The organism is Empedobacter brevis NBRC 14943 = ATCC 43319 (genome assembly GCF_000382425.1).
Classification (GTDB): Bacteria; Bacteroidota; Bacteroidia; order Flavobacteriales; family Weeksellaceae; genus Empedobacter; species Empedobacter brevis.
On sequence record NZ_KB908291.1, the window covers coordinates 518,609 to 536,233 of the forward strand.

The window sequence follows — 17,625 nt, forward strand, 5'->3', positions numbered from 1 at the left end:
AATCCGTCAAAATTGGCGGATTTTTTTGTTCTTAAATTAGCTTATTTTAAGACTTCGGAATTCGCAATATTGGTAGGATTAGCTGCAATAAAATTGATCGCATTTTCAAAAGCTTTTGAAAAATACAATTCGTAACTATTTTCTTCCACATACCCCAGATGAGGTGTACAAATGACATTCGGGTTTTTTAGAAATTCATTCGTCTGATCATAAATAGGCTCGATTTCATAAACATCTAAAGCAGCATAAGTCGGTGTATTTTGACTTAAAGCTTTACTTAAAGCATTTTCTTCAATCAATTCAGCACGAGAAGTATTCACAATAACCGCCTCTCGTTTCATTAACTTTAAATCTTCAAATTTCACACTTCCTTTTGTTTGTTCATTCAATCGAATATGAAGTGAAATAACATCACTTATTGAGAAAAATTCTTCACGGGAATTAGCTGCTTGATAACCATCTTCCTTTGCTTTTTGACGGGAATTTTCACTTCCCCAAACCAGAACCTCCGCTCCAAACACCTTTGCGTATTGTGCAATCTTCTGCCCTATTTTTCCATACCCCCAAATCCCAATTGTTTTTCCATGAATAGCAGAACCAATATTTGTTTGCCATTCTCCTTTTTTCATCGCTTCTATCGCTTGCGGAATCTTGCGCGTTGCATTCATAATCAATGCCCAAGTCAATTCAGCAGGTGCAATTGGAGAACCGATTCCTTCTGCTACGGCAACACCATACTTTGTACAAGCAGCTAAATCTAAATGATTGGAAATTTTTCCTGTTTGACTAATTAATTTCAAATTAGGTAAAAGAGACAATAACTCATCATCAATTTTGGTGCGTTCTCTGATTAGTACTAAAATTTCGGTATCTTGTATTTCTTTTGCCAAATCTTTCGGATTTTGATAGGTTTTATCTAATATTTTAACATTGAAATCTTTCAATAATTCAAAACAATTCAATTGAGGTACAGCATGCTGATAATCGTCTAAAATTGCGATATTCATGATTTTTATTTTTACTAAATGTACCTCTTTTTGATTTAATTTTCAGTGTTTTTCTCAGCTTTAATTAATGCTTCAAAATCATCTATCACTCCCTTGCTTTCTTCATTCAAATTCATCGATTTACCAACAAAATGTATCAATTGCTTCTTCTCAAAATAATAGCGCTTCTCTTTTATTTTTGATTTTTTATGATCAAATTCTCCCCAATACAGCGGTACGTTATATGTTATATTCCTCTCAAAAACGAAAGATAATGTACTATTCAACACGTAATATTCAGCCAAAAACTTACCAGATTCTCCAAACTTTTGCACCACAACTTTTTCTAATTTTTCATTTAAATAATAGTAATTGACATACCCGCCTTCTGCAGAATCATCTGTTTCAATCGTTTTAATTTTAGTCCATTTATCAATGGAATTGATTCGTTCAAAATTCGTTTTTATTGGGTTAATTTTATTTTTAATCTCTTCCGTTATAATTCTTTCATTTTTCTGTGCAAAAGAAATCATTGGAGCAAGCATAATCAGCATAAATAGGAACAATATTTTTTTCATTTAAATCAATATTTCATGTAAAACCGCTATCATAAAAGAAGGATAATTATTTTTTATATATTTTTATAAATCCTTTTACTAAACTAAATATACCCACTGAAAAACCTACAATAAGTAAAAATATTCCTGTAAGTAAGAAATATATTCCATTATCATTTTTATAGTAGTCTAAATTGTATCCATATCCAAATGAAAATATTCCTAAAATAAAAAAACATAGTGAACAGATGAAAAGTTTTGTATAGCGATTTTGTTTGAGCATCATTAAATATTTTCAATAAAATTCAATAAAATATAGTAATTTACAATCAATAAGAATAGTGAATTTTATGCAATTTAGAAGTGCACGTCATACAAATCGAATAAAAGAAATCGAAACTTTTTATACGAAGATTTTGAACTTAGACATTCTTGGCGATTTTAAAAATCATAATGGTTACGGTGGTCTTTTCATTGGAAAAGCAAATACCGATTGGCATTTAGAATTTACCACCTCATCAGATGACGTCAACCATCAATTTGATGAGGATGATTGTCTTGTATTCTATCCTGAAACACAAGAAGAATATGAGGCCGTTATAAAAAATCTAGAATTTTACCGGATTGAACCAATACAAGCTAAAAATCCGTATTGGAATATAAACGGAATTTCTTTTCTTGATCCTGATGGTTTTGTTGTAATTGTTTCATCTTTGAGAATAAAATAAGTTGAGAAATTACACCTGTCTTTTCCTCCTATTTCTGATTTTTAACTGCAAAAAAGTAGAACCTGATTCTACTGAGAAAATAGAAAACTCTGTGCTTAACACACTGTCCGAAGAAGCAACAGAAAACCATATCAATCAAAAAGAAACTTTAATCTTGAATCGGTTTTCAGTTCCAAATAATTATCATAGAATGCATTATACCGAATCAGATTTTGGCTATTTTCTCCAACATTTAAAATTGAAATATTACGGAACTCTCGTCAGCTACTACAATGGAAAACAAAAACCTGTAAATAACATTTATAATGCTGTAATAGACTTGCCCATTGGAAATAAAGATTTGCCCATGCGATTAAGAGCAGATTATCTCTACCAGCACAAACGTTATGATAAAATTTCGTTCCATTTTTTATCTGATGGTAAACCGCGTTCTTTTACAGCTTTTGCAAAAGGTGACTTCTCTCAAGAAAACTATTGGAAGTATTTGGAATATGTTTTTAGTTCTGCCAACACGGCTTCTTTAAAAAATCAATTAAGGAGTATTGACTATCACACTATCAAAATTGGAGATATTCTTCTTCAACAAGGTAATCCTTATGGACATGCAGTAATGGTTGTTGATTTAGCAGAAAATGAAAAAGGTGAAAAAATAGTTCTTCTTGCACAAAGCTATATGCCTGCACAAGAAATCCAGATTTTAAATAATCCAACAGATCAGAAACTAAATCCTTGGTATAAAGTAGAACAAGGAAAAATAAAAACACCGGAATGGTTATTTACAAGTGAGGAGTGGAAAACCTGGGATTAAGGTTCTTTATTAAATGAAGAATATGCCTTAATTTTGTAAAAACTAATCGCCATGAACCGAGAAGAAACCGGAAATCAACTGTTAAACGAAATTTTACAAATTCAACTTGCGAATAAACCAATCAATTCTAAATATTTAGATTTAAAACGTTTGGTTGAGAATATTGCTTTTGAATTGACAAAAAATGAAGCTTTACAGTTTTCTAACTTTTTCTCGAAACTCTCTTTCATTTGTAATCAATACCAGGTTTCAACTAAAATTCATTCGTTTCGTAAAACTGCACAGCGAATTTTAAGCGAAAAGTACGCACCTTCGGATCACGAATTTTTTACCCATTACAAATATGTTGCAAAATTCATTTCTTCGATTTATGAAGTCATGATTCCGGCAGAAATCATTTATTACTTTCCTGAAAAAGAATTCTATACCAACAAAATTCTTACACGAAACAGAATCAAAAAACTACGTGTCCAAATTATTGAAATTAAGCGCGATTGTTTAATCTGTGATCACGAAGAAAACGAGACAGATGAGTATATTACGGTTCAAATTGATGAAGATGGAGTTAATGAGAATTTTACTTCAGTTGAAGATTTTTGGATTGGTGCACAATTAAATTTGGTCAATTCGACCATTGATGAGGAAGGAATTTATCATCCACGCTTTATTATTCTTGAACCCGATTATCTGGTTGATATTTCTGCGATTGCGGAATGTTTTCAAGATTATGGAACTTCTGAATTACATTATGTGCAAAAAAAGTTTGAAGAAGCACCAAACAGCAAACACATTCGTTTAGGAAATTTTGCCAATGCTGTTGTTGACCATTTTTCTACTGAAAATATTGAAAACACGGATTTTAATGAAATCTTCAAAAATGATTTCAAAAATTATCCTTTAGAATATACCGCTTGTAAAGATTTGACAAATCCGCAAGATTTGAAAGATTATTACCAGGAAGCAAAAGGTCATTTTGATCGAATTCAAAAAGTGCTGACCAAAGATTTTCCAACTTATGATATTTCTTTGGATCGAGCTTTATTAGAACCGTCTTTTTTATGTGAACAATATGGTATTCAAGGGCGTCTTGATTTATTGGATATCAATCCTGAAGGTAAAAATAAAATCATTGAACTAAAATCCGGTGGAGCTCCTTTTCCTGATGACGGAAAAAGTGTCAAACCAAATCATGCCACACAGTTATTTTTATATTATCAAATTATTGGTGTTTTGTATGATTTAGAATTTAAAGATGTCACTAAAAATACAGAAGGGTTTATTTTCTATTCAAAAGTTTACCAAGGAAATTTACGTTTTGATCTTCCTTCATTGGCTCGAGTTCAACGAATTTTTGATTTACGAAACCGAATTATCATCAACGAAAATCGTCTAGCAAATCATTCGTTAACAGAAATAGAATCGATTCTCTATTCAATTAAACCTGCAAATTTCATCAAGCGAAAAGTTAATCCTCGTTTCAAAGAAATCTTGGAAGAGCAATTGGATAAATTTATCTATCCGATAAAAAACAGTTCCCCCTTAGAAAAAGCATACTTTTATTCATTTACAAACTTTATTGCGAAAGAGCAATATATGGCGAAACTTGGTTTGGGACAATCAACTTCTAACAATGGTTTGGCAAGTTTGTGGCTGAATACTTTCGAAGAAAAAAACAATAATTTTGAAATTATTTATGATTTGGAAATTGTTGACAATAAAATCTCTGAACAACAACGTGAAATCAAATTAAAAAGAACCAACCCTGCTAACGATTTTATTTCGATTCGGGAAGGAGACATTTGTATTTTATATCCTAGAAACAATTTTAAAGATTCGGTTTTAACGAACCAGGTTTTTAAGTGTACCATCAAAAGTATTTCGAGAGAATTTATCGTTTTACGTTTTCGTTACCAACAACCCAACACTCGTTTTTTTGATTCGTTTGATCAATCAGGAAAATGGGCTTTAGAACGGGATTTCATGGATTCTTCTTTTGTGTCCATGTACCGGAATCTGTATGGATTCATTCATTCATCAAAAATGAAAAAAGAATTGATTTTGACACAATCACTTCCCAAAAATCAGATGGATTATGCCTATTTCAATCCAAACCTCTCCGATGAACAAAATCGCATTTTGAAAAAAGCACTTTCTACGAAAGACTATTTTTTATTGAACGGACCTCCTGGAACGGGAAAAACATCTATCATTATCAAAGAATTGGTGAAAGAAATGTATGAAAAGCAAGACTGTAATATTTTGCTTTTAGCATATACGAATCGTGCAGTTGATGAATTATGCGAATCGATCAATTCAGCTATTTCCGATCAAATTGAACAAAAATTCATCCGAATTGGAAATGAATTATCCACTTCACCGGAATTTCATCAAAATTTATTGAACAAGATAATTGAGCAAAGTGATGCTGATTTAGAACAAAAAGGGCAAAAGTTTTCAAGAAAAACCATTCAAGATATTATTCGAAAACAACGAATTTTTGTTTCCACCGTTGCTTCAATTTCAAGTAAAAACGATATTCTTAAATTAAAGAAATTTGACACAATTATTATCGATGAAGCTTCTCAGATTTTAGAACCTCAAATTGTTGGAATTTTACCAAAAGCCGAACGTTTTATTATGATAGGTGATCACAAACAATTACCTGCTATTGTTTTACAAAATCCTGAATTAGCCAAAACAAATAATGAGTTATTGGAAAATATTGGTTTGATCAACCGTAAAAATTCAATTTTTGAACGATTGTATCAGTTTTGTGAACAAAACCAACTTGATTATTCATTTGATCAATTGACTTATCAAGGAAGAATGCATGCTGAAATTGCTGATTTTCCGAACAATTATTTTTATGACGGAAAATTAAATGTTGCGTATGATATTCCGAATTTGAACAAAGAAATCAAACAAAGTTTAAATCGTCAACGCGCTGATTTAGATTTTGAAAATTGTGATGAATCCAATCATTTACAACATTTTATTGCCAATCACCGTTTTGCATTTATCAATGTTGATGAAAATCCTTATTTGCCTTCTACAAATATTCAGGAAGCCGATTTAATTGTTGAGTTGGTTGAAGAAATAATTCATTTATATAACATCAATCAAAAACCTTTTGATGCGAAAAAAACCATTGGAATTATTGCTCCATTTCGAAATCAAATTGCATTGATTAAACAAAAATTAGAATTAGCCAATATTCCTAATCACGAACAAATTACAGTCGATACGGTAGAACGTTATCAAGGAAGTCAGCGGGATATTATTTTGTACAGTTTTGCGGTGACGTATCATTCGCAATTGAATGCCTTGGTCAATATGAATGACCAGGGAAATGTAGATAGAAAGCTTAATGTCGCTTTAACGCGTGCCAAAGAACAATTATTTTTAATTGGGAATCAAACGATTTTGAAAGAGAATCAACTCATCAACATATTAATCGATTACCTGGAAAAGAAATCCCCTTATCAAACAATAATCTAATCAAAATCACTTCTTAATTCATTTAAGATTCTGTAAATTTGTGCAACTATTTTTGTAAAATATTATGTTGTATCAAAGAAGTAGCGCATTATTTAAAGACGCACAAGAATATATTCCGGGAGGTGTAAATTCTCCTGTTCGAGCATTCAAATCTGTAGGCGGAACACCTATTTTCATTCAAAAAGCAGAAGGAGCTTATATTTATGATGAAGACGGACGTGCTTATGTAGATTACATTAACTCGTGGGGACCAATGATTATTGGTCATACAGATCCTAGAGTTTTAAATGCAACTGTTGAACAAATGAAAAACGGTTTTTCTTTTGGTACACCTACTGAATTAGAAACTGAAATTGCAAAATTAATCACTTCTGTTGTTCCGAATATTGACATGGTTCGTATGGTTAATTCCGGTACAGAAGCGTGTATGTCTGCCATTCGTTTGGCCAGAGGTTATACAAATCGTGACAAAATTATAAAGTTTGAAGGTTGTTACCACGGGCATTCTGATTCATTTTTGATTAAAGCCGGTTCGGGTGCAGCTACTTTTGGAAATCCAAATTCTCCGGGTGTTACACAAGGAACAGCAAAAGATACTTTGTTAGCAGAATACAATAACTTGGAAGATGTAAAAACGTTATTCGAACAAAATAAAGATGAAATTGCAGCCATTATTGTAGAACCAATTGCCGGTAATATGGGATGTATTGTTCCGCAAGAAGGTTTCTTAGAAGGATTGAGACAAATTTGTAATGAAAATGGCGCTTTGTTAATTTTTGATGAAGTAATGACTGGTTTCCGCCAGGCTATGGGAGGTACACAAGAACGTCTAAATATCAATGCGGATATTGTAACTTTTGGAAAAGTAATTGGTGGTGGTTTTCCTGTAGGTGCATTTGCTGCACGTCGAGAAATCATGAGTCACCTGGCTCCTCTTGGTCCTGTTTACCAAGCAGGAACATTATCAGGAAATCCTATTGCTATGCGTGCCGGATTTACAACATTGAATATTATCAATAACGATAGAGCACTATTCAATAGAATCGATCAAGTGACAGAGACTTTAGATATCGAAATCGCTAAAATATTTGAAGAAAAAGGAATTCCGGCTCATATTAATCGTCTAGGTTCAATGATGTCTGTCTTTTTTACAGAACAAACTGAAATTAATAATTTTACGGCTGTTACAAAATGTAACCACGAAAGATTCAATAAATTCTTTCATCATTTATTGACAAATGAGGTTTACATCGCTCCATCCGGATACGAAACCTGGTTTATTTCCGATGCTATAAAAGATGCCGAAATAAATAAAACTTTAGATGCGGTAAAAAGCTTTGAGGCATAAAAACATTAAAAATGCAGTAGATTCTCTACTGCATTTTTAATTAAAATAAATCATCATCGATCATTTTAGCTCCTTTTAAGGTCGCCATATGACGAAGTGCTTTGATGTATTTTTCTATTAATTCCGGATTATCTATTTTGAAAAATATACAGGTATTCAGTCCGTTATACATTGTATTTGAAATAATAACAATTTGGTTTTTTGTATCCGTTTTGGATACATCTTTTATTCCACTCCAATTAATTTTCGTATATGCTCCATTGTCGGAATAAGCATGAAGTATATCACCGTTAATTTCTAATCTCCTTGCTCCTTCCTGAACAGTGATAGAACTAACATCATAAACTTCCGCTTTTTTTGTATTCAACCATTCGAGTGTTTGTTCCTCTGTTTGAGCATTTACCCATACAAAATTGAAGAACAGAAGAATTAATATCAATAAATTTTTCATTTGATATAATTTATACTTTTTAAATATGCTGCATCTGTTTCTTTCGGAATATCCATCCAAACCCAATCAGCTTCATAGTCCGGATCCCAAATTCTTATTTTAACACCGATCAAATTGTCAAGTTTATATTGCAAAACAAAATCCTTTCCAATATAGATTTTATCATCTGTAATTTTATAACCATCATAGATATAGACCTCTTCGTTCGAATTTGGAAGATAAAAAAAAGCGGTTTTATTCTGAGGGTTTAAAACCAGGGTTTTATTTCTCAAATCATCAGGCAAACTGTACATTTTACCATTTTGATCTTCTAACCGAATAAGCCGCCAATTATTTTCAGTCAAAATTTTAATCTTCTCTTCTAAGCTTAACTCCTGTGCTTTCGCACTTCCAACTCCTAAAACGAATACAAATAGTATAATTATTTTTTTCATAACAAAATATTTATAACCAGTTTATTTGAAGTAAATTTCTTTCAATTTCAAATGAAATAAAATACCTCAAATGTAGTATTTTCATCTTTTCTCATTGGTTTTATCAACTTATTCTATTGATTGTACCATGAAGATAGAATAGAAATTTGTTCTAAACATTTAAAAAAAATTACAGAAAAAATATTTAGATTGAATATGCTCAATATTTCTTACAAAGAGGAGAGTTCAGATAGAAGTATCTTGAATTTAGAAAGAAGTTAAAGAGAGAAGCAGAATATGATTATTGATAAAAAACTGTCAATTTAGACAGTTTTTTATCAACTAAAATCACCTATATGATCCATTTCACTTGTAAAAGCCAATACTTGAGTACCGTATTTTTGTAAACTTTTCTGCTGGATTTCTGCTAAAAAATTATTTTTAAACTGATCTAATGTCAATTCATTATTGGAAAAGAATTGTAACGAATATGAAACAGCTCCCGGTTCTATATGAGAAGTGATCTTTCCTAATCGTGCGCCAATAAAACAATTAGATTTCAGATAATCATTGATATGTTCTTCTTTCAACCATTCAAACCATTCATCATGTATTTTTTCTTCCACAACAAAAGTTGTATTATATAGTATCATCTTCTATTTTTTTGCAAATATACAAAGGTTTTAGCATTATATTTTTTATGAAAAGAAGTTCACTCTAGAATTTTATTGTTAAATTTACCTATTATTCATAACAAACAAAAATGAACAATACACAACAATTTATACAAGAAAACAAACAACGTTTCCTTGATGAATTAATCGAATTGCTTAAAATTCCTTCAGTTAGTGCTGATCCAGCCTACACACAAGATGTAAATGATGCAGCTGAAATGGTTGCAAAGTACTTAAGAGAAGCAGGTGCAGACAATGTAGAAGTATGCGAGACAGAAGGTTTTCCTGTTGTCTACGGAGAAAAAATTATTGATGCGTCTAAACCAACAGTTTTAGTATATGGACATTATGATGTTCAACCAGCTGATCCTTTAGAATTATGGGAATCTGGTCCGTATGAACCAGTTATCAAAAAAACAGAAATTCATCCGGATGGAGCAATCTTCGCTCGTGGTTCTGCTGATGATAAGGGACAGATGTTTATGCATGTTAAAGCTTTTGAAGCTTTAAATAAAACCAACGAACTACCGTGTAACGTTAAATTTATGATTGAAGGAGAAGAAGAAGTTGGCTCACCTTCGTTGGTAAATTTCGTTAAAAATAATAAAGAGAAATTAAAAAATGATGTTATTTTAATTTCTGATACTTCTATGATTTCTAATGAACAACCATCTATTTCTGTTGGTTTACGTGGATTATCGTATGTAGAAGTTGAAGTAAAAGGTGCGAACCGCGATATGCACTCTGGTGTTTATGGTGGAGCTGTTCCAAATCCGATCAATGTTTTAGCGACAATGATTGGTAAATTAATCGATGAAAAAGGACATATTACAATTCCTGGTTTTTACGATACAATTACAGAATTGACAGAAGATGAAAGAGCTGATTTAGCAAGAATTCCATTTGATGTTGAGGAATATAAAAAATCAATTGGTATTGCTGATATTCAAGGAGAAGAAGGTTTTTCTACAATTGAGAGAGCATCTATTCGTCCTACTTTAGATGTGAACGGAATTTGGGGAGGATACATCGGTGAAGGAGCTAAAACGGTTATTCCTTCTCATGCGTATGCGAAAATCTCAATGCGTTTGGTTCCGGGACAAGATCCAGAAGTGGTGACACAACAGTTCGCTGATTATTTCCCAACTTTAGCACCATCATCAGTTGACGTTAAAGTAAAACCGCATCACGGAGGTAAACCTTATATTTTACCAACCAATCATCCAGGTTTTATCGCAGCTAAAAAAGCATTAGCAGAAACTTTTGAGAAAGAAGCTTTAGCTGAAAGAGCTGGTGGATCTATTCCAATCGTTGCTTTATTCGAAGAAGAATTAGGAACAAAATCTGTTTTAATGGGATTCGGATTAAACTCTGACGTTATACACTCTCCTAACGAACATTATGGTTTATTCAATTTCTACAAAGGAATCGAAACTATTCCATATTTCTACCACTATTTTAACGAACAATAATTTTCGACAAAATAACTTCTGAAAAGCGAATCAAATTGATTCGCTTTTCTTTTTGGTTTATAGTAGAATGATTAATTTTGAACTTTATTTTTATCTATGAGTAAAAAATTCTTAATCGCCGGTGCAGGAATTGCAGGTTTAACTTTAGCCAAAGTTTTGCAAGATTTAAATTATGATTATGAAGTTTTCGAAGCTTCGCCTGAAGTTCGTGGAATTGGTGCCGGTTTTGGTTTAGCGTCAAATGCAATGAAAGCGTTCGAAATTCTTGGTTTAGCGGAAGAAGTTGCGCCTTTGGGACACATGCTGGAGGATTTCGAAATTCAGGATTGGAAAGAAAAAACGATTCTGAAAGCGGATACAGAACGATTAAGAAAAAATTATAACAACGAGAATTTTGCAATTCATCGTGCCGATTTGCATCATTTTTTGGTTTCGAAAATTGATTCAACCAAAATTAAAACATCAAAGAAAGTCAAATTATTTGAGCAAAGTTTTGAAAAAGTTGTACTTCATTTCGAAGATGGCACAACTACCGAAGGAGACTTTCTAATTGCGGCTGACGGAATAAATTCAACAATCCGACAACAATTACTGAGAAAATCAATTCCTCGTTACGCGGGTTATATTTGTTGGCGTGCTATTGTAGAGGATAAATCGTACAATTCAAAAAAGAGCATCGAAACATGGGGTCCAAATGGGCGTTTTGGTTTGACACCTCTTATCAATCATCAAATTTATTGGTATGCTTGTGTCAATACAAAACTAAATTCTGAAGTTTACAACTATACTTTAAGTGATATTAAAAATCAGTTCAAAGATTATTCGGGACAAATTCGAAATACCTTACAAAAAACAACCCCCGATAGTATTATTACTACACCTATTATGGACATTAAACCAATTAATAACTATGCATTTAACCGTGTTTTGTTAATTGGAGATGCCGCTCATGCAACAACACCAAACATGGGACAAGGAGCTTGTATGGCAGTGGAAGATGTTTGTGTATTGTATGATGAATTAATCAAAAAAGAGACAGATATTTTATTGGCTTTTGAACATTATAATTTACGTCGATTGAAACGAACTCATTATATCATCGATACATCTCGTTTAGCCGGGAAAGTGGCACAGGTTGAAAATAGATTTTTGATGGGTCTTCGAAATTTTGCTTTCAGAAACTTACCTCAATCCTTCTCTCAAAGCCCATTGGACGATTTATTGGAGGAAGATTTTATGAAGGTTTAGAAATTTCTCAATACAAATTTTGTAGAACTTCTTAACGTATATTTCTTGTTGGTATAAGAAGTTAACAAATCTCCAAAACTCATATCAAGAGTTTCTCTTTGATTAGTTGAAAATAATTTCACAATCTTAATCAAATATTTATTTAGGTTAATCAAATCAAAAGTAAATTCTTTGACCAACCACAACAGAAAATATAATGGAAGAAAAACTATATTTAAGACAACTTGAAAGCTGTTAAATAATTCTAAATCATTTAGAAAATGTTCTGAAAAATTAAATTTAGAAAAATCCAAATTATATTTTTCAACAAACTCTTCCATTATAAAATAAGTATCATCACCGCAAAATCCTAAATCTTGTTCAATCAGGATATCAGAATTATCAACCTTTTCATAAGATGATTTTTCTATAAATTGCTTGATTTCTGTATGGGATTTTCTTAAACTTGCAAAATCTACATACAAAACCTGTTTTTCTTCCACAGTTTCTACTTCAACAGCACATTATCTTCTAATTCTTGCTTTGAAATTTGAAAATGTTTGTCAAATTCTTGTTCAAAAGATTCCAAATCCATTGTAATTTCCCAATCTCCAAACTCGTTTTCAAATAGATCAGTTAAATATTCTTTCAAATCTTCTAATTTTTGTTGAATAAATTCGTTTTGCTGAATATCTTCTGCATCTTTCTTATCTAATACAATTTGTTGATTAATTTTTTTTAGGATTAAAACATTAATAAACGCTTCATGGGTATTCATAAAATCCTCTATTGTTCCTGTAAATTGTGTCATTCTTATCTATTTTTTCCTCTCAATTTTAGAGAATAAATATAGAACTATTTTGAATAGAAACAATTAAATTTAAGAATTCTATCAATGAGTTTTAACATAAGAATTAACGTCATCTATTTATTGAAATCGGTTGAATTAAAATAAATTTGAGGTACATCTAATTAAAATAGAAAAATGGAAAATTTTAAAATATCAAATGGAATTGAGATTCCTGCTATTGGATTTGGAACATGGTTATTAGAAGGCGAAAAAGTAACAGAACCTTTAAAAATAGCTTTAGCAAAAGGGTATACACATATTGATACAGCAGCAGTTTACAAAAATGAAAAAGAGATTGGCGCAGTTTTAAAATCAGAAAATGTAGACCGTAGTCAATTGTTTATTACTTCTAAATGCTGGAATTCAGAACGTGGTTACGAAAAAGCATTGGCTGCTTTTGAACAAACTTTAGCCGATTTGCAAACAGATTATTTGGATTTGTACCTAATTCACTGGCCTGCTAATGAAACACAATTTCCTGATACTTGGAAAGAGTTGAACGCAGCTACTTGGCGTGCTTTTGAGGAAATTTACAAATCAGGAAAAGCAAAAGCAATTGGTGTAAGTAATTTTAATATCAATCATTTGGAAGCATTAGCTGAGACTGCTGAAATAAAACCCATGGTCAACCAAATAGAATTTCATCCGGGGCATTCTCAACCTGAACTGGTCAATTTCTGTAAGCAACACGATATCTTGGTACAAGCATGGAGTCCACTTGGATCGGGAAGAATTTTAGAAAATGAGCTAATTGTGTCATTAGCGCATAAATACAAAGTTTCGGTTGGACAAATCTGTATTAACTATTGTTTAGCGAAAGAGGTAGTACCACTTCCCCGCTCTTCTTCAGAAAAAAACATTGAAGCTAATTTAACTTCAACTGATTTTAAGTTAAACGCAGAAGATATAAAAGCAATTGATGAAATGCCTGCTGATGGTTTTTCCGGATTGAACCCTTCAACTGTTGAATTTTAATGAGTTATCTCAATTTTAAAAACTTAATGTACAAAACCTCTGCTATACAGAGGTTTTTTCGTATCAAATCATAAAAAAATCAATACTTTTACTTTTTAAAATTCAAGAAAAATTATTCTATATGAGCCAGAATCCTGAAAATCCATTCAAAACTTATTTTGATCAAACCCTTGAAAGATGTGGTTTTGATGAAGATTTAAAAACTGGAATTTTATTTTTTTTAGGTGAAAGTATAATTGCTGCAAACACCAATCAATTGATGAATATGTTTGTAGAAGAAGAAAAACTTCAACAAGAATTCAAACGCTTATTGACTTTATATGCTTCTTCAAATTCAGGTTTTAATCCTCTTGAAGAATTAAACACTGAACCGATCAAACAGCTGATGTATACTTATAATGAAATTTATGTTAATAAAATACGACATAAATCATTTGATTTTGAGAAGGTTATAGATGAAAATTTAAAGTCAGAGTTTAAGTTAGATTTTCTTCAAGAATTTGAAGGAAGACCATATAAATTAATTACAAATCATCAATTAAATACTTCTTTTTTTAAACAAATTGGTGCGTATCTCAATCAATTCGAATTGAGTTATCAGGATATTTATTTGGCTGGAATCAATTATTATCAAATGAATCAACAGTTCGATTTTGAAGGAATAAATCTTTTAAATTTAAACATCATTGATAGTTTTTCTCCTTTGTATACAACGTTGTTTCATTATCCATTGTTGTACACTTATTATCCGGCAAATTTGAATGCAAATCATTTGTTTAGTTCAATTTTACAATTTCTTTATTTACATACAAACACAGATATTGCGAAGCATATTCATGCATTTCACAACCATATTTTTTACGAAAACAATCCAAGAAGAGTTCGTAACGGATGGGAATTTGAAGAATTGGAACGTGGTGTATTAATTTCTCAAACATTACACAATGCATTGAACATTCGTAAATCTCCAATTTTTGCAACCCGTCCTGATTTCTTAAATTCGGACAATTATTTGATGAAGGAATTAAAAGATCAGAATATTCCACTGGATAATTTTAAAGCTTTGATTTCAAAAACAATTGAAGAATATTACGAAATAAATTTAGATGAAGTAGTTGAAGGAAAATTGAATCATGCCGAATTTTTACAACTTTTAGCAATTATTTTCTATGAAACTTCTGCAAATGCAATGATTGTAAAAGGATGGAAAAATTAAACCTTAATCAAGAAAATCTAATCAAATTAGAAGAACATTTTGATGAATTGTTACCAAGATTACCTTTTGAAATGGTTTCATTTTACGAATCGAGTAATTCATGGGAAGGACAAATTGAATACAATTTAAACCTGAAAACCGGAGAATTCACCTATCATACAATTGAAAATATAAAACAACAACTCGAAATTTCTTCCGAAATGATGCAGCGTATAGAAAGTGAAATCATTTTGATGTTAGAAAATTTATAAACTTAAAATCTCCTCTTTTTGGGAGATTTTTTTAGTTATTCATCCAGTCTATCCAATTATTTATCTGCGTTTTACTAATAAATATTGGCTGTTCTGTCTCTGGTTTTGGTTGAAGGTAAATTTCAATTTTTTGACTAGAATGTTTTATAATTTCTGATATTGAATCAATGTGAACAATAAATTTCCGATTGATTTTGAAGAATATTGTTGAATCTAATTTATTAATAATATCCTTTATTGTATCATCATAGATATAAGTTTGAGCATCTTTTGTTTTCATAAAAAGATGTTTACCGGAAGCAAAGAAATAAGCAATTTCTTGTTCTTCTATTGAACGCAGTTTATTCCCATTGTTTACGAGAAAACGATGCGTTATTTCTGAAGAAGAATTCTCTAAAACTGTGATTGATTTTAAAGTTGGAACAATATCAAAACTTGTTCGAATTGAATTGAATTTTTGCAAAGCCAGATTTAGCTCCTCTATTTCAAAAGGTTTTAAAATATAATCAATCGTGAAATGTTTAAAAACCTTCATTGCATATTCATCATAAGCCGTAATAAAAATAATTGGAGTAAAAATTTCAACTTTTTGAAAGATTTCAAAACTTTTTCCATCTCCAAGGTGGATATCCATAAAAATAAGATCTACAACATTTTCCTCAAAAAAAGCTATCGCTTGTTTTGTAGAGCGTAAAATTGTAATAGATGAAATAGGGATAATAGACTGTTCTTCTACTAAATTTTTCAGATAGGTTACCGCTAATAATTCATCTTCTACAATTGCCACTTTCATGAATGTAAAAGTAATAAAAAAACCGTCTAAATGGAGATAAAGACGGTTTAAAAAATGTTATAAATGAGGATTATTGAGCTTAGCTGTTTGTGGAATTTCTATTGTATAACGGACATCATTTTGCTGTAATATATATTCTTTACCCGCAACCTGATGTTTAATTTCTTTTTGATCTGCACGACGTAAATCATACCAACGCTGACCTTCTAATGCAAACTCTCTGAAACGTTCTTCTAAAATAAATTTCATGAATTGATCAGAATTCATTTTCGAAAGTTCAGTTTGTACTTTTGCAAATCCATCTGGTGTATATCTATTCTGTAGAACTGAGCTCAAAGTCGCCTTTGCTTCAGTTAGTTTATTCAATTTCAAATAAGATTCAGCTTTGATAAAATACAATTCTGCAACACGAAAAGATGTTTTAAATTCTGAATTTCCTCCTTTGATGATTTTATATTTTGAATCATCTTTCTCAAAATAAAGAGGAAAACGCAAATCATTTTCCATATCATAACTCTCCAGCAAATCTGTTGAAGCATACGACATATACTGAACAGCATTATTCAATGTGTTGTCCAAAGCTAAAATAGATTCAGCAGATGTATAATGATTTGGAACTAATTTTGTCGTATTCAAATTCACTAATTCACCTTTGATTTTCAATGCTTGGTCAGAGAAATCAATTGCTTTCTGCCATTCGTTTTTGTACAGCGCTATTCTTGCTTCGAAAGCATCTAATGCTACTTTTGAAAATCTGTAATTTAATCCGGCAAGTTGTTGGTTCATTTTCATCAATTTAGAAGCTTCTTCTACATCTGACTGAATATGATTGTATACTTCTTGTACCGAAGAAGGTTTCAACGTTGCTTCCAGATCAACTTTTAGATTTAAAGGAACTCCTCTGTCTGTATTTGCTGTAGACAAGTTGTATGGTTGACCATATAAATTCAATAAATCAAAATAAGCATAAGCTCGCAAAGCATATGCTTCTGCCAGTAATTGATCTTTTTCAACAGAATTTTCCATTGTTTTTTGTCCCTCATTGATGATTTGATTGGTATAAAAAATCACGGTATAAAAACCAACCCAAGGAAATTGAATTGACATCTGATCTGGATTTGTATCTTTCCACATCGCAATTTCTCGGTACGAAATAAAATCACTTGTATTTTCATTTAACGTAACCTCATCAGTACGCAAAGCCGTTAAAGACTTATGGGTAGGATATTTTGAATAGGCATTCGTTAATACCATGCGGTAATCTTCCACTGTTTTGGGTATTATTTTTCCGTCTGGTTCAATATCCAAATAATTGTCGCAACTAACCGCTGTAAAACTAACTGCAACTATGCTTAATAAAAAAAATATTTTTTTCATT

At 31.2% G+C, this 17,625-nt stretch carries 18 protein-coding genes; 9 read left to right on the forward strand and 9 right to left on the reverse strand.

Going from position 1 to position 17,625, the window contains the following annotated elements:
- Positions 1–41: 41 nt before the first annotated feature.
- Together H277_RS0102755 and H277_RS0102760 are read right to left on the reverse strand one after the other, a co-directional pair.
- The gene (locus tag H277_RS0102755; RefSeq protein WP_019974045.1) at positions 42–1,007 is read right to left on the reverse strand and encodes a D-2-hydroxyacid dehydrogenase family protein; all 966 of its coding nucleotides are present in this window, start codon (positions 1,005–1,007) and stop codon (positions 42–44) included.
- Positions 1,008–1,042: 35 nt separating this feature from the next.
- Entirely contained in the window at positions 1,043–1,564 is a 522-nt protein-coding gene (locus H277_RS0102760; protein ID WP_146810325.1) for a hypothetical protein, read from the reverse strand.
- A gap of 329 nt (positions 1,565–1,893) precedes the next feature.
- Here H277_RS0102760 and H277_RS0102765 point away from each other — a divergent pair, with 329 nt between their 5' ends.
- From H277_RS0102765 to hemL, 4 genes are all read left to right on the forward strand, one after another.
- Positions 1,894–2,271 (forward strand): hypothetical protein, encoded by a 378-nt coding sequence (locus H277_RS0102765; protein WP_019974047.1) that lies wholly within the window; start codon positions 1,894–1,896, stop codon positions 2,269–2,271.
- Positions 2,272–2,362: 91 nt separating this feature from the next.
- Positions 2,363–3,079 carry a DUF4846 domain-containing protein gene (locus H277_RS0102770; RefSeq protein ID WP_221406890.1) on the forward strand — a complete coding sequence of 239 codons (717 nt, stop codon included), beginning with the start codon at positions 2,363–2,365 and terminating at the stop codon, positions 3,077–3,079.
- Between the two features lie 51 nt (positions 3,080–3,130).
- Positions 3,131–6,577 carry an ATP-dependent helicase gene (locus H277_RS18505; protein WP_019974049.1) on the forward strand — a complete coding sequence of 1,149 codons (3,447 nt, stop codon included), beginning with the start codon at positions 3,131–3,133 and terminating at the stop codon, positions 6,575–6,577.
- A 64-nt stretch (positions 6,578–6,641) separates the two neighbouring features.
- Positions 6,642–7,925 (forward strand): glutamate-1-semialdehyde 2,1-aminomutase, encoded by a 1,284-nt coding sequence (gene hemL, locus H277_RS0102780; protein ID WP_019974050.1) that lies wholly within the window; start codon positions 6,642–6,644, stop codon positions 7,923–7,925.
- 40 nt (positions 7,926–7,965) lie between these two features.
- On the opposite strand, the gene H277_RS0102785 is transcribed toward hemL, so the two are convergent.
- From H277_RS0102785 to H277_RS0102795, 3 genes are all read right to left on the reverse strand, one after another.
- Positions 7,966–8,376: a hypothetical protein gene (locus tag H277_RS0102785; protein WP_019974051.1), complete on the reverse strand. Its 411-nt coding sequence runs from the start codon at positions 8,374–8,376 to the stop codon at positions 7,966–7,968.
- A complete protein-coding gene (locus tag H277_RS0102790) occupies positions 8,373–8,810 on the reverse strand; it encodes a hypothetical protein (RefSeq protein WP_019974052.1) in 438 nt (145 codons plus the stop codon). Before H277_RS0102790 ends, H277_RS0102785 begins: the two co-directional genes overlap by 4 nt.
- 317 nt (positions 8,811–9,127) lie before the next feature.
- Positions 9,128–9,442, reverse strand: coding sequence for a DUF4286 family protein (locus H277_RS0102795; protein WP_019974053.1), 315 nt, complete (start codon positions 9,440–9,442; stop codon positions 9,128–9,130).
- 110 nt (positions 9,443–9,552) lie between these two features.
- Between H277_RS0102795 and H277_RS0102800 the strand changes: the two genes are divergently transcribed.
- Complete coding sequence (locus H277_RS0102800) at positions 9,553–10,935, forward strand: dipeptidase (protein WP_019974054.1); 1,383 nt, start codon at positions 9,553–9,555, stop codon at positions 10,933–10,935.
- A 96-nt stretch (positions 10,936–11,031) separates the two neighbouring features.
- Positions 11,032–12,183 carry an FAD-dependent monooxygenase gene (locus H277_RS0102805; RefSeq protein WP_019974055.1) on the forward strand — a complete coding sequence of 384 codons (1,152 nt, stop codon included), beginning with the start codon at positions 11,032–11,034 and terminating at the stop codon, positions 12,181–12,183.
- Here H277_RS0102805 and H277_RS0102810 read toward each other — a convergent pair.
- Positions 12,180–12,665, reverse strand: coding sequence for a hypothetical protein (locus H277_RS0102810; RefSeq protein ID WP_019974056.1), 486 nt, complete (start codon positions 12,663–12,665; stop codon positions 12,180–12,182). The genes H277_RS0102805 and H277_RS0102810 overlap by 4 nt on opposite strands.
- A 5-nt stretch (positions 12,666–12,670) precedes the next feature.
- Positions 12,671–12,973, reverse strand: coding sequence for a hypothetical protein (locus H277_RS0102815; RefSeq protein WP_019974057.1), 303 nt, complete (start codon positions 12,971–12,973; stop codon positions 12,671–12,673).
- Between the two features lie 174 nt (positions 12,974–13,147).
- Between H277_RS0102815 and H277_RS0102820 the strand changes: the two genes are divergently transcribed.
- The 3 genes from H277_RS0102820 to H277_RS0102830 all read left to right on the forward strand — a co-directional run bounded on the left by H277_RS0102820 (position 13,148) and on the right by H277_RS0102830 (position 15,454).
- A complete protein-coding gene (locus tag H277_RS0102820; protein WP_019974058.1) occupies positions 13,148–13,987 on the forward strand; it encodes an aldo/keto reductase in 840 nt (279 codons plus the stop codon).
- 121 nt (positions 13,988–14,108) lie between these two features.
- Entirely contained in the window at positions 14,109–15,203 is a 1,095-nt protein-coding gene (locus H277_RS0102825) for a hypothetical protein (protein WP_019974059.1), read from the forward strand.
- Positions 15,191–15,454 (forward strand): hypothetical protein, encoded by a 264-nt coding sequence (locus H277_RS0102830; protein ID WP_019974060.1) that lies wholly within the window; start codon positions 15,191–15,193, stop codon positions 15,452–15,454. The genes H277_RS0102825 and H277_RS0102830 overlap by 13 nt, the downstream gene beginning before the upstream one ends.
- Positions 15,455–15,485: 31 nt before the next feature.
- On the opposite strand, the gene H277_RS0102835 is transcribed toward H277_RS0102830, so the two are convergent.
- Both H277_RS0102835 and H277_RS0102840 read right to left on the reverse strand, forming a co-directional pair.
- A complete protein-coding gene (locus tag H277_RS0102835) occupies positions 15,486–16,247 on the reverse strand; it encodes a LytR/AlgR family response regulator transcription factor (protein WP_019974061.1) in 762 nt (253 codons plus the stop codon).
- A gap of 57 nt (positions 16,248–16,304) precedes the next feature.
- Positions 16,305–17,624, reverse strand: a complete 1,320-nt coding sequence (locus H277_RS0102840; RefSeq protein WP_019974062.1) for a RagB/SusD family nutrient uptake outer membrane protein — start codon at positions 17,622–17,624, stop codon at positions 16,305–16,307.
- Between the last annotated feature and the right edge of the window lies 1 nt (position 17,625).